The organism is Allobosea sp. Root670 (genome assembly GCF_001429415.1).
In the GTDB taxonomy this organism is placed as follows: Bacteria; Pseudomonadota; Alphaproteobacteria; order Rhizobiales; family Beijerinckiaceae; genus Allobosea; species Allobosea robiniae.
Genome location: NZ_LMJU01000015.1, coordinates 594,005 through 607,028 on the forward strand (window position 1 = coordinate 594,005; position 13,024 = coordinate 607,028).

The 13,024-nt window shown below is 68.1% G+C and carries 8 protein-coding genes; 6 read left to right on the plus strand and 2 right to left on the minus strand.

Annotated features, from left to right (window positions below):
• Window positions 1-16 precede the first annotated feature (16 nt).
• The 6 genes from ASE61_RS15270 (at window position 17) to ASE61_RS15295 (ending at window position 9,212) form a co-directional block, all read left to right on the plus strand.
• Window positions 17-1,399: an ABC transporter substrate-binding protein gene (locus ASE61_RS15270; protein WP_061968214.1), complete on the plus strand. Its 1,383-nt coding sequence runs from the start codon at window positions 17-19 to the stop codon at window positions 1,397-1,399.
• Window positions 1,396-3,339, plus strand: a complete 1,944-nt coding sequence (locus tag ASE61_RS15275; protein WP_061968216.1) for an ATP-binding protein — start codon at window positions 1,396-1,398, stop codon at window positions 3,337-3,339. The genes ASE61_RS15270 and ASE61_RS15275 overlap by 4 nt, the downstream gene beginning before the upstream one ends.
• Window positions 3,336-4,691, plus strand: a complete 1,356-nt coding sequence (locus ASE61_RS15280; protein ID WP_061968217.1) for a sigma-54-dependent transcriptional regulator — start codon at window positions 3,336-3,338, stop codon at window positions 4,689-4,691. The genes ASE61_RS15275 and ASE61_RS15280 overlap by 4 nt, the downstream gene beginning before the upstream one ends.
• Before the next feature lie 191 nt (window positions 4,692-4,882).
• Window positions 4,883-6,220 (plus strand): ABC transporter substrate-binding protein, encoded by a 1,338-nt coding sequence (locus tag ASE61_RS15285; protein ID WP_061968219.1) that lies wholly within the window; start codon window positions 4,883-4,885, stop codon window positions 6,218-6,220.
• 176 nt (window positions 6,221-6,396) lie between these two features.
• Window positions 6,397-8,112: an ABC transporter permease gene (locus ASE61_RS15290; RefSeq protein WP_061968221.1), complete on the plus strand. Its 1,716-nt coding sequence runs from the start codon at window positions 6,397-6,399 to the stop codon at window positions 8,110-8,112.
• A gap of 2 nt (window positions 8,113-8,114) precedes the next feature.
• Complete coding sequence (locus tag ASE61_RS15295; protein ID WP_061968222.1) at window positions 8,115-9,212, plus strand: ABC transporter ATP-binding protein; 1,098 nt, start codon at window positions 8,115-8,117, stop codon at window positions 9,210-9,212.
• A 39-nt stretch (window positions 9,213-9,251) separates the two neighbouring features.
• Here ASE61_RS15295 and ASE61_RS15300 read toward each other — a convergent pair whose 3' ends face one another.
• Window positions 9,252-10,856 (minus strand): hydantoinase B/oxoprolinase family protein, encoded by a 1,605-nt coding sequence (locus ASE61_RS15300; protein WP_061968224.1) that lies wholly within the window; start codon window positions 10,854-10,856, stop codon window positions 9,252-9,254.
• Window positions 10,856-12,907 carry a hydantoinase/oxoprolinase family protein gene (locus tag ASE61_RS15305; RefSeq protein WP_061968226.1) on the minus strand — a complete coding sequence of 684 codons (2,052 nt, stop codon included), beginning with the start codon at window positions 12,905-12,907 and terminating at the stop codon, window positions 10,856-10,858. The genes ASE61_RS15300 and ASE61_RS15305 overlap by 1 nt, the downstream gene beginning before the upstream one ends.
• Between the last annotated feature and the right edge of the window lie 117 nt (window positions 12,908-13,024).

Consider the following 13,024-nt stretch of genomic DNA (forward strand, 5'->3'; position numbering starts at 1 on the left):
GCTATATGACGGATTCATGGCCCGCTTCGCCGCAGAGATCAGGCTTGTCTTCATCGCCGTGCTGGCCTTCGGCTGGCCTGCCATCGGCATGGCCGAGGGACGTCGCGTCCAGATCATCACCTCGTTCCCGCCCTCGTTCTTCGAGCCCTTCCGCAACGCTTTCCGCAACCGGCATCCCGACATCGCGGTCGAGGTCGTGCAGCGCAAGACCACGGCGGCCGTCATCGATATCCGCACACAGAAGCGACCGGATGCCGACCTGTTCTGGGCTTCCGCGCCCGATGCCTTCGAACTGCTGAAGCGCGCGAACCTGCTGGCGCCGTTGCAGCCGCGGGCGACCGGCGCGCCGGAGACCATCGCCGGCTATCCGGTCAACGACCCCGATCATCGCTATCTCGGCTTCGCCGTCTCGGGCTACGGGCTGGTCTACAACCCCGCCTACCTCGCGGCGCGCGGCCTGCCGGTGCCGCGCAACTGGGCCGATCTCGCCGCCCCGGTCTATGCCGGGCATATCGGCCTGACCTCGCCTGCCCGCTCCGGCACCACGCACCTCATGGTCGAGGCGCTGCTGCAATCGCTCGGTTGGGAGCGCGGCTGGGCCCTGTGGTCGGCGATCGGCGGCAATCTCGCGACGATCACGGCACGCAGCTTCGGCGTCACCGCCGGCGTCGCCCGCGGCCGCTTCGGCATCGGCATCTCCATCGATTTCCTGACGGAGGCCAGGACGACCGAGGGCGAGGGCGAGGGCAACCGCTTCGTGCTGCCCGGCGAGACCTTGTTCGCGCCTGCGAGCATCGCAAGGCTTGCGACCTCGCCCAACCCGAAGGAGGCAGAGCTCTTCATCGATTTCGTGCTCTCGCTCGAAGGGCAGAAGATGCTGCGCGAGCCGCGGATCGGGCGCCTTGCCGTCTCGCCCTCGGCCTATGGGCCGGACGAGACACCTCCACATCTTTCGGAGACCGAAGGCATCTTCAACCGCACTGGCTTCGACGCTGGGCTTTCCGCCGGGCGCTACGAGCTGGTCAACCTGATCTTCGACGAGTGGATCACCTTCCGCCGCACCGAGCATGCCAGGCTCTGGCGCAGCCTGCAGGCGATGGAAGCGGCCCTGCTTACCCGCCCCGACGAGCAGGCCGCCAAGCTCCTGACCCGGGCGCGAGCCGCCCTGACGCAGCCGCCGGTCTCCGCTGCCGAACTCGGAGAGCCCGGGCGTTTCCAGAATATCGTCCGCGTGCCGCGCGGCCTGCCCGTGCCCGAGGAGCAGGCGCGGATCGAGGCCGCACTCCGGAACGCGATCGTGACTCACGCAACCGAGGCCGGCGACAGCCTGCAGCAGGCGGCCGAGCGGCTGACCGCGCTGGGCTGGCGCGACGAGAGCCTGACCGGGAGCAGGCCATGACGCCTGCCTTATCCAGGCGCCGCTTCGGCATCGGCGGGCGCCTGATCGCGGCCTTCCTCGGCGTCGGCCTCTTTGCGGTCGGCGCCGGCATCGTTGGCGTCATCTCCTACGAGCGATTGAGCAAGGAGTTGGCGGCGATCGCCCGCGAGCATCTGCCCGGCCTCGCCTCGGCCGCGCGACTTGCAGAGGCCAGCGCCCGCGTCATCGCCGGCATGCCGGAACTCGCCAATGCCGAACGGCGCGACGGTTATGATCGCGGAAGGCGCGTGGTCGGCGAGCGCTTGAACGAGCTCGACAAAGTTTTGTCCGAGCGAGCGGGCAGCGGCTTCGACGCACCCGCGCTGACCGCCGTGGCAGCCGAAATCCGTCGTAATCTCGGCGCCATCGACAACGTCTCGGGGCGCCGCTTCACGCTGGCGGAGCGCATCCGCGGCGTCAGCGAGGAATTGCGCTGGCTCCAGGCCGACCTCATCGACGAGATCGAGCCGCTGACCGACGATGCCCGCTTCAATATCGATACGGCACTCGGCCAGAGCGGCAACGAGGCGTCATCCTCGGCCAAACCGAACACGATCCGCGAGGAGACCCGCAAGAGCGAAGCGCTGATGACGCTGAACGCCCAGGCCAATCTGATCGTCGGCCTGTTCGGGCGGCTCGGGACCGTCCAGACCCGCGAGGACATGGAGCAGACCGGCCATGTCATCGGCGAGGCGGTCGACCAGCTCGAGGTCGAGGCCAAGGCGCTCGCCGGCTGGCCCGACACGATCACGGTCCGGCAGATCACGCAGCGCCTGATCGGACTTGCGGACACCACGGCCGGCCTGCCCGGCCTCAAGCGCTCCGAGCTTGCTGCTCTCGCCGATGCGCAGCGCCTGATCTCGGAGAGCCGCCGCCTCGTCACCGAACTCGGCACGCTGGTCTCGCAGGAGGTGCAGCGAACCGAGGCCGTGGCGAAGGAGGCCGCCGACCGCTCGGCCGAGGCGATCCGGCTCGGCCGCAACCTGCTGCTCGCCATCGCGGCAGCCTCGCTATTGGGCGCGCTGCTGATCGGCTGGTTCTATGTCCGGCGCCATCTGGTGGCGCGCCTGCGGGTCCTGACCGAGGCCGCGACCAGCATCGCCAGCGGCCAGTCCTCGGCGCTGCTGCCGAAGGCGGGCAATGACGAGCTCGGCGACCTCACCCGCGCACTCGCCGTCTTCCAGCAGACCCGCGACGACCTGATCCAGGCGGCCAAGCTCGCGGCGCTGGGACAAATGGCTGCGGGCCTGAGCCATGAGCTCAACCAGCCGCTCGCCGCGATCCGCTCCCACGCCCATAACGGCGCGCTGCTGCTGGAGCGGGGCCGGCCCGAGGAGGCCCGAAAGGCGATCGGCCGCATCCAGGCGCTGACCACGCGCGCGGCCGACCTGATCGCGCATCTGCGCCGGTTCGCCCGCAAGCCCGGCGTAGTACTGGCGCCCGTCGCCGTCGGCGATGTCGTCGAAACCGCGCTGTCGCTGTTCGGGCCGCGCTTCGAGGCTGAGCGCGTGACGCTCCAGCGGGACCTCCCGGCGGGACGCCTCCATGTCCATGCCGAGGAAATCCGGCTGGAGCAGGTGCTGGTCAATCTCGTCGCGAATGCGCTCGACGCCGTCGCCGGCATCGACGGCGCGACGATCGCGATCGGGGCACGCCGAAGGGGCCAAAGCGTCGAGATCTGGGTCGAGGATAGCGGGCCCGGCATCGACCGGGCGCATCTGGAGCGCATCTTCGACCCATTCTTCACGACCAAGCCGGTCGGCTCCGGGCTCGGCCTCGGCCTCTCGCTGTCCTACAACATCATCAAGGACCTCGGCGGCACGCTCGCGGTGGCCGAGACCGGCCCCGAAGGCACCCGCTTCCTGATCACGCTCGAAGGGACGACAGCCCACGTCATGGCCCCGCTGGAAATCGACGCATGAGCGCTCCGACAATCGTCCTCGTCGATGACGATGCCGAGGTGCTCGAAGCCTGGCGGCTGACGCTGGAGCTCGAAGGCTTCGCGGTCACCGCGAAGCGCTCGGGCGATGCCGCGCTCGCCGAGCTTGGCCGCGACGCCTCCGTCGTGCTGGTCAGCGATGTCCGCATGCCCGGCCGCGACGGCTTCGGGCTGCTCTCGGCCGTGACCGCCGTCGATGCGGAGATCCCGGTCGTGCTGATCACCGGCCATGCCGATGTTCCCATGGCGGTGAAGGCGATCCGCGAAGGGGCCTGGGATTTCGTCGAAAAGCCGGCCGACCCTGTTCGCCTGATCGAGACGATCCGGCGGGCCAGCGAATACCGCCGGCTGATCATCGAGAACCGCTCGCTCAGGGCGGGCGCGAATCGCGAAGACCCATGGTCGACCCGACTCGTGGGCCATTCGCCGACAATGGCAAAGCTGCGCAGCCGGCTCGCCCTGCTCGCCGATGCCGATACCGACGTGCTGCTCTTCGGCGAGACCGGGACCGGCAAGGAGGTCGCGGCCCGCGCGCTCCACGATCTCGGCAATCGCCGCACCGGGCGCTTCGTCGCGGTGAATTGCGGAGCGATCCCCGAGACGATGATCGAGAGCGAATTGTTCGGGCACGAGGCCGGCGCCTTCACCGGCGCGCGCGAGCGGCGGATCGGCAAGATCGAGCATGCCAGCGGCGGCACGCTCTTCCTCGACGAGATCGAGTCGATGCCGATAGCCGCGCAGGTGCGCCTGCTGCGCGCACTGCAGGAGCGCCGGATCGAGCGTCTCGGCTCCAACAAGGAGATCGCCGTCGATATCCGCATCGTCGCCGCGACCAAGAGCGACCTCGCCGCGCTCGCCAAGGCCGGCGGCTTCCGCGAGGATCTGGTCTACCGGCTGAATGTCGTGACGCTGCGCCTGCCGCCTTTGCGCGATCGGCGCGAGGACATCCCGCTGCTGTTCCAGCACTTCCTCGCGCTCGCCGCCGCGCGCGTCGGCCGGTCGGCCCCGCCGCTCGGACGCGACCTCTTGCAGCGGCTGACGCGGCAGGACTGGCCGGGGAACGTGCGCGAATTGCGCAACGCCGCCGAGCGCAGCCTGCTCGGCATGGACGAGGATTTCGAGGATGCGGATGTCGGCGCCTCAGCCTCCGATGGTGCGGAGCGCACGCTTGAGGAGCTGGTCGCCGTCGCCGAGGCGGAGGCGATCGGCGCCGCCTTGAAGCGCCATAACGGGCGCATCGGCGTCACCGCGTCGGCGCTCGGCATCACCCGCAAGACGCTCTACCTCAAGATGCGCCGCTATGGCCTGAGCGGCGCGGCGGCGCTCGCGGACTGAGCGGCGATGTTACCGCAATGACCCATCGAGGATGTTGGTCGGTTACCGCCATGCCCCCGAAATTGGGTATCTGAGGACCCTTCCTTCCGAATTCCGCAAGGAAATCAAAGCCGCCGACACTTGGCATCACCGTTGCTGAGAAGAAGCCATCGACCTCGACGTCGAACAGAAAAAACGCTTCGGAGGAAATCATGCTCAATCGCAGGCTCGCGCTCGCGGCCACCCTCGGCCTGTCGCTCAGCGCCTCGTTTACGGCCATCGCGCTGGCGCAGGCGCCAGCCGGCAAGGTCACGGTGGTGACCTCCTTCTCCAAGGATGTCACCGACCCCATCAAGAAGGCGTTCGAGAAGGCTGTTCCGGGCGTCACGCTCGAAGTGCAGAACCGCAACACGAATGCCGGCGTGAAATACGTCGAAGAGACCAAGGCCAACAACCAGGTCGACCTGTTCTGGGCCTCGGCGCCCGACGCCTTCGAGGTGCTGAAGGGCAAGAAGCTGCTCACCGCCTACAAGCCCAAGGCGACCGGCATCCCCGAGAAGATCGGCTCCTATCCGATCAACGATCCCGCCGGCTTCTATTTCGGCTTCGCGGCCTCCGGCTACGGCATCATGTGGAACGACCGTTATGCCAAGGCCAACAAGCTGCCCGAGCCCAAGGACTGGCAGGATCTCGCCAAGCCGGTCTTCTACGACCATGTCTCGATCGCGGCGCCGTCGCGCTCGGGCACCACGCACCTGACGATCGAGACGATCCTGCAGGGCGAGGGCTGGGACAAGGGCTGGCGCACCATCAAGGAGATGGCCGGCAATTTCCGCTCGATCAACGAGCGCTCCTTCGGCGTGCCGGAGCAGGTCAATTCCGGCCAGGTCGGCGTCGGCATCGTCATCGACTTCTTCGCCTTCTCGGCCCAGGCCTCCGGTTTCCCGGTCAAGTTCGTCTATCCGAGCGTGACGACCGTGGTCCCGGCCAATGTCGGCATCATCGCCAACCCGCCGAACAAGGCTGCGGCTGAAGCCTTCATCGAGTTCCTGCTCTCGCCGACCGGCCAGGAAGTGCTGCTCGAGCCCGGCATCCGCCGCCTGCCGGTCAACCCGGCTGTCTATACCAAGGCCGGCGCCGACTATCCGAACCCCTTCACCGATCCGCGCTTCCAGAAGATGATCGGCTTCGACGTCGACAAGTCGGAGCAGCGCACGGCAGTGGTCGACACGCTGTTCGACCAGATGATCTCCTTCCAGCTCGACGGGCTGAAGGGTGTCAACAAGGTGCTGCACGAGGTCGATGCGGCGCTGGCCAAAAAGCCGAACGACAAGGCGAAAGCGCTGGCCGATGAGGCCCGCGTCCTGATCGCCGCCATGCCGGTGAGCGAGGCGCAGGCCGCGAGCCCCGAGCTGCGCGGCGCCTTCACCGGCGGCAAGGAGAAGGGCGCCCGCCAGGCCGAGGTTGAGGCGCAGTGGGCGAGCTTCGCCCGCGACAACTACGCCAAGGCCAAGGGCAAGGCGGAAGAGGCGCTCAAGGCGGCGAAGTAAGCGCGCGCGTCATCGTCGTCCCGCGGGTCTTCCCGTGCGCGCTGCAGCGTGAAACGCTGCGGCGCAGACACGGGACCGCGCGACCAGTAGGCGCCTTTTCCTGACAACGGTCCCGTGTCTGCGCAGCGGCATTTGCATGCCGCGGCGCGCACGGGATGACAGCCCGGCCGCACCTCATGACAGCCATTCCGACCTCGGTTCCCCGCCCCCGTCGCATCGCCGGCACGCCCGGCCAGATCGCGCTGGCGCTGGCGATCGCCGCCTTCCTGCTGATGTTCCTGGTGCTGCCGGTGGCGACGGTGATCTATGTCGCCTTCACCGAGAAGGGCACATCGACCTTCACGCTGGTGAATTTCTACGATTTCGTCCGCACCGAGCTGTTCATGCGCTCGTTGTGGAACTCGTTCTATGTCTCTGCGATGTCAGTGGTCTGGGCCTCGGTCTTCGCCCTGCCGCTCGCCTATCTGACGACGCGCTTCGTCTTCCGCGGCGCGGCCATCGTGCAGACGCTCGGCTTCCTGCCATTGATCATGCCGCCCTTCGTCGGCGCGGTGGCGATGCAGCTCTTCTTCGGCCGCAACGGCTCGGTCAACCTGCTGCTCGACGACTGGTTCGGCTTCAAGATCGACTTCATGGAGGGGCTGAACGGCGTCATCTTCGTCCAGTCGGTCCATTATTTCCCGTTCATCCTGATCAATCTCTCGGCGGCGCTGCGCAATGTCGACCGCGCCATGGAAGAGGCCGCGCAGAATCTGGGCTCGTCGGGGTTCCGGCTGTTCCGGCGGATCGTTTTCCCGCTGGCGATGCCGGGCTATCTCGCCGGCGCCTCGCTCGTCTTCGTCAAGGTCTTCGACGACCTCGCCACGCCGCTCCTGCTCAACGTCAAGGACATGCTAGCGCCGCAGGCCTATCTCAGGGTGACCTCGATCGGCATCGCCGACCCGATGGGCTACGTCATCTCGGTCGTGCTGATCATCGCCTCCGTGCTGGCGATGTGGCTCTCGGCGCGGGCCTTGAAGGGACGCGACTACGCCACGACGCAGCGCGGCGGCGGCGGCCTCGCCAAGCGGGTGATGACGCCGATGGAGGCCGTGTTCGGCTACGGTATCGTCATTCTGATCCTGGCGCTGGTGCTGGCGCCGCATCTGGGCCTTCTGCTGCTCTCCTTCGCCACGATCTGGTCGTTCTCGCCGCTGCCCGATGCCTTCACCACGGCGCACTACGCCCGCGTCTTCGGCGAGAGCTCGGTCTACATCAAGAACACGCTGATCTATGCCAGCATCGCTGGCGGCATCGATGTCGTGCTCGGCGTGGCCATCGCCTATCTGGTGCTGCGCACCAAGCTGATCGGCCGCGAATGGCTCGACTGGATGGCGTCGGCCGCGCTCGCCATCCCGGGCGTGGTGCTCGGCATCGGCTATCTCAGGACCTTCTACGGCATCACGCTGCCGGACGGGACGCCGCTCGCGGCGCTCTGGATCACCATCGTGATGGCGCTGGCGATCCGGCGCCTGCCCTATGCCCTGCGTGCCTGCTACGCGGCACTCCAGCAGATCTCGGTTTCACTGGAGGAAGCGGCCGAGAACCTGGGGGCCACCAAGGCGCGCACGGTCCGGCGCATCGTCGTGCCGCTGATGGCGGGCGGCATCCTTGCCGGCTTCGTCACCTCGTTCTCGACGGCCGCCGTCGAGCTCTCGGCAACATTGATGCTGGTCCAGTCCAACTCCGACGCGCCGCTGGCCTACGGGCTCTATGTCTTCATGCAGTCGGCGGCGGGGCGCGGTCCCGGTGCGGCGCTCGGCGTCGTCGCGGTGATCCTCGTCGCGGCCTGCACCTTCCTCTCTCATCTCATCATCGAACGCAGCCAGAAGGCCAAGGGAATGGGCCACTGATCATGAACGCGACCGTCTCCCTGACCACGCCCGCCGTCTCCGTCGATATCGAGGGCGTCAACCTGTCCTACGGCACCAATCATGTGCTGAAGGACGTCAATCTCGCGATCGAACCGGGCGAGTTCTTTGCCTTCCTCGGCCCGTCCGGCTGCGGCAAGACCACGCTGCTGCGCCTGATCGCCGGCTTCAACCATGCCGATACCGGCGAGGTCCGGATCGGCGGCAAGCCGATCACCGACCTGCCGCCGTGGAAGCGCGATGTCGGCATGGTCTTCCAGTCCTATGCGCTCTGGCCGCATATGACGGTACGCCGCAACGTCGCCTTCGGACTGGAGGAACGCGGCGTGAAGCGCGCCGAGGTCGAGCGGCGCGTCGAGGCGGCGCTAGGGCTCGTTGGGCTCGCCCATCTCGCCGAGCGGCGGCCCTCGCAGTTGTCCGGCGGCCAGCAGCAGCGCGTCGCGGTGGCGCGCACCGTCGCGGTCGAGCCCAAGGTGCTGCTGCTCGACGAGCCGCTCTCCAATCTCGACGCCAAGATGCGCGTGCAGGTGCGCCGCGAGTTGCGCGACCTGCAGCAGCGGCTGGGGCTGACCACGATCTTCGTCACCCACGACCAGGAGGAGGCGAACACGATCTGCGACCGCATCGCCGTGATGAACGATGGCATCGTGCAGCAGGTCGGCACGCCGATGGATCTCTACGAGCGGCCGGCGAACCTCTTCGTCGCCGGCTTCCTCGGAACGGCGAATATCCTTGGCGGCAGGCTTTCCGGTAGCGGCGGGACCCGAGTCTTCGAGATCGAGGGCGGGACGCGGGTTCCGGTTCCGGCCGAAGCACACGTGCCGGAGGGGGCAAAGCTGGTCTTCCGGCCGCAGCATGCCAGCCTCGGTGATGCAGGCCCGGCCGGAGACGGGATGCTGGCCCTGCCCTGCACCGTCGCCAATCGCGAGTTCCTCGGCGCGAGCGTGCGCTATGGCGTCCGGATCGGCACGACGGAAGTGGCGGTCGACGTGCCGTTCCAGTCCGGCAGCGGCTTGTTCGAGGTCGGCAGCGGGGCGACGCTCAGGCTGTCGCCGCGCTCGTTGTTGTGGCTTGCCGCCTAAGCGGCGCAGAGCGAGGGCCGCAGCCCTCGCCAACCCATCTCACCCCCGCTGCTCGGCCTTGTCGCGTGCCCGCGCCTCGGCGCTGCGCTCGGATGCCGGGCCGTAGCCCCCCGCTCCGGGCGTGATGATCTCGACGATCTGGCCCTTCTCCAGCGCACCGTCGCCCTTGAAGAAGGGCACGACGCCCTCGCTGAAGGAAAACGATCCGCCCTGCCCTTCGCCGCCGCCGGCGAGGCCCCAGGGTCGCGAGGTCAGCCGCGAGTTGTCGACGCTCAGGCGGCATGGCGCCTCCGCTCGGTAGACACGGCGCAGGCCCATGCCGCCGCGCTGGCGGCCGTCGCCGCCCGAACCGTCGACCAGTTCGTAGCGCAGCAGGGTCAGCGGGTATTCCAGCTCCAGCGCCTCGACCGGGAGGTTCGAGGTGTTGGTCATATGGACATGGACGCCGTGGAGCCCGTCCTTGTTGGTGCGGGCGCCGGAACCGCCGCCGATCGTCTCCAGATAGACCCAGAGCTCGCCGCTGCCGGGCTGCTCGCCGGCGAAGGTCGCGGATGCCACCGCGCCCGAACAGGCGGCGATGACCCGATCCGGCACGGCCTGCGCGAGCGCGCCATGGATCAGGTCGACGACGCGCTGGCAGGCGGCGATGCGGCCGTTGACGGCGGCGGGATGCACGCAGTTCAACACCGTGCCCTCCGTCGCGGTGACGGTCAGCGGCCGGGCGAGCCCGGCATTGGGCGGGATGGTCGGATCGGCCACGGTCTTGACCGCGTAGTACACGGTCGAGAGCAGCGCGGTGTAGACCATGTTGAAGCCGGCGCGCATCTGCGGTGGCGAGTCGAAGGCGAGCGTCATCTCCTCGCCCGCGACGGTGATCGCGACCGAGAAGGTTAGCGGCTCGTCGATCTCGGGATTGTCGAAGGAATCGGAGAAGCGATAGGTCCCGTCCGGGATCGAGGCGATGCCGGCGCGCATCTTGCGCTCGGCATAGTCCTGCAGCGCCTTTCCGGCGGCGAGCACCGTATCACGCCCGTATTTGTCGCAGAGCGCGCGCAGGCGCTCGACGCCGAGCCGGTTCGCCGCCATCTGGGCGCGCAGGTCCGAGAGGCGCTCGCGCGGGACCTGACAGTTGAGCAGGATCAGCTCCTGCACGTCCTTCATCAGCACACCGCCGTCATAGAGGCGGATCGGCGGGATGCGCAGGCCCTCCTGATAGATATGGGCGTGGCCGCGATCGGCGAAATCGGAATGGTGCGCGGTATTCACCGCCCAGGCGATCATCACGCCCTCGTGGAAGACCGGCTCGGCCAGGACGATGTCCGGCAGATGCGTGCCGCCGCCCTCATAGGCGTCGTTGCCGATGAAGACGTCGCCCGGCTTCATCTCCGCGACGGAGTGGCGCTTCAGGATATGCGGGATGATGCCGATGAAGGAGCCGAGATGCATCGGGATATGCTCGGCCTGGCAGAGCGTCTGCCCCTCGACGTCGAAGAGCGCGGTCGAGCAGTCGCGGCGCTCCTTGATGTTGGTCGAATAGCTCGCCTTGACCAGCGCCTCGCCCATCTCCTCGGCGATCGAGGCGAAGGAGGAGCCGATGACCTCGACGGTGATCGGGTCAACGCTGACGGATGCGGTCGCGGTCATCACGGCATCTCCAGGATCAGGTTGAGATAGGGCTCGACCGTCGCAGTCATGCCCGGCAGCAGAACGGTGGTTGAATCCATCTGCTCGACGATGGCCGGGCCGGCGAAGCGATTGCCGGATTTGAGCTTGTCGCGGTCGTAGATCGGGCAGGCGACGAAGCCGCCGGCCTCGGGGAACCAGACCTCGCGGCTGCCGATGACAGCGTGGGACGCATCCGGCCCGGCATCGGGCTCCGGCCGGAAGGCGGCCTTGGGCACGAGGCCGACCGCCTCGACACGATAGGTCACGAGCTGGACCGCCTCGCCCTCGGCGACGAAGCCGTAGAGCCGCTTGTGCGTGGCGGCGAAGCCTTCCGCCAGCGCGGCCACGGTCGCCGGCGTGATCGGCCCGTCCGGCACGTCGATGCCGAGTTCGTAGTTCTGGCCGTGATAACGCAGGTCGGCGGTGCGTTTCAGCCGGCGATCTGCCGAGGCGACGCCCTCCTCTTCGAACCAGTGATCCGCCTGCTCCTGCAGGGCGACGAAGATCTCCGCCATGTCGGGGACCAGCGCGTCGGAGAGCGTCGCGAGCCGGGTCGTGGCGAAATTGGCGCGCAGGTCGGTGAGCAGCAGGCCGAGCGCGCAGCCGATGCCGGGATTGCGGGGCACGACGATGCGTTTCATGTCGAGCTCGCGGGCGAGCCTCGCCGCATGCAACGGCCCCGCCCCGCCGAAGGCGACCAGCGCGTAATCGCGCGGATCATGGCCGCGCTGGACGCTGATGACGCGGATCGCCTTGGCCATGTTGGCGGTGACGACCGAGATGATGCCCTGCGCCGTCGCCATCACATCGAGGCCGAGTTCGTCGGCGAGCCGGCCGATCGCCTGTTTCGACAGGCTCTGGTCGATCGGCATGCGGCCGCCGAGCAGATGCGTCGGATTCAAGGTCTGGAGCACGACATTGGCGTCGGTGACGGCAGGCTCGGTCGCGCCGCGCCCATAGCAGACCGGGCCGGGGTCAGCGCCGGCCGAGCGCGGCCCGACCTTGAGCAGGCCGCCGGAATCGATCGCGGCGAGCGAGCCGCCGCCGGCGCCCACCGTGTGGATATCGAGCATCGGCGCCTTGATCGGGTAGCCGTGGACATTAGCTTCGGAAGCGAGCTTCGCCTCGCCGTCGTCGAGCAGGGCGACGTCCGAGGAGGTGCCGCCCATATCGAAGGTGATCAGGTTCGGGATGCCGATCATGGCACCGATCGCCTGGCCCGCGACGACGCCGGTCGAGGGGCCGGAGAGCACCGTGCGCACCGGCAATCGCGCCGCCATGTCGAAGCCGATGACGCCGCCATTGGACTGTGTCAGATGCGGCGTCGCCTTGAGCCCCAGTTCCTTCAGCCGATCGGCGAGACGGCGGATATAGCCCTGCATCACCGGGCCGAGATAGGCGTTGACCACCGCGGTCGAGATGCGCTCGTACTCGCGGAACTCGGGCGCGACCTCATGCGAGGCGCAGATGAAGGCCTCGGGGAACTCCTCGGTAACGATGCGCTTGGCCGCTTCCTCATGCTCCGGCCGGACGAAGCCGTAGAGAAAGCCGATGGCGACCGCCTTGACGCCCTCCGCCTTCAGCGCCCGCGCTGCCTGCCTGACAGCGTCCTCGTCGAGCGGCGTCTCGACCGTGCCATCATGGCGGACACGCTCGGCGACGCCGAAGCGCAGGTCGCGGGTGACCAGCGGCGGGGCCTTGTCGGCCTGGAGGTCGTAGAGGTCCGGCCGCTTCTGCCGGCCGATCTCGATCAGGTCGCGGAAGCCTTCGGTGGTGATCAGTCCCGTCTTCACGCCGCGGTGCTGAATGAGCGCATTGGTGCCGACCGTGGTGCCGTGGCCGAAATAGACGATGTCACCAGGGCCGGCGCCGACGCGCTCGACACCCTCCTGCGTGCCCCGCGCGATGGCGCGGGAGGGATCGTCAGGGGTCGACGGCACCTTCCAGACCGCGACCATGCCCGTCGCGTCCTCGAACAGGCAGACATCGGTGAATGTGCCTCCGGAATCGATCCCGATCCGCCACGCCATCTCTGCCTTCCTCCCGTTACAGCATCGCCGCCTCGGCAGGCTGCAACGCCGGCTCCCAGTATGGCAAGCGAAGCGGCGGCGATGAAAGCGCCGTCGACGCCGAACATCTCTTCGATC

Bases quoted from the DNA above. Each gene is read 5' to 3' on its own strand.
- ASE61_RS15280 (WP_061968217.1), top strand. From the start codon at position 3,336: ATGAGCGCTCCGACAATCGTCCTCGTCGATGACGATGCCGAGGTGCTC.
- ASE61_RS15300 (WP_061968224.1), bottom strand. From the start codon at position 10,856: ATGACCGCGACCGCATCCGTCAGCGTTGACCCGATCACCGTCGAGGTC.
- ASE61_RS15290 (WP_061968221.1), top strand. From the start codon at position 6,397: ATGACAGCCATTCCGACCTCGGTTCCCCGCCCCCGTCGCATCGCCGGC.
- ASE61_RS15305 (WP_061968226.1), bottom strand. From the start codon at position 12,907: ATGGCGTGGCGGATCGGGATCGATTCCGGAGGCACATTCACCGATGTC.
- ASE61_RS15275 (WP_061968216.1), top strand. From the start codon at position 1,396: ATGACGCCTGCCTTATCCAGGCGCCGCTTCGGCATCGGCGGGCGCCTG.
- ASE61_RS15270 (WP_061968214.1), top strand. From the start codon at position 17: ATGGCCCGCTTCGCCGCAGAGATCAGGCTTGTCTTCATCGCCGTGCTG.
- ASE61_RS15285 (WP_061968219.1), top strand. From the start codon at position 4,883: ATGCTCAATCGCAGGCTCGCGCTCGCGGCCACCCTCGGCCTGTCGCTC.
- ASE61_RS15295 (WP_061968222.1), top strand. From the start codon at position 8,115: ATGAACGCGACCGTCTCCCTGACCACGCCCGCCGTCTCCGTCGATATC.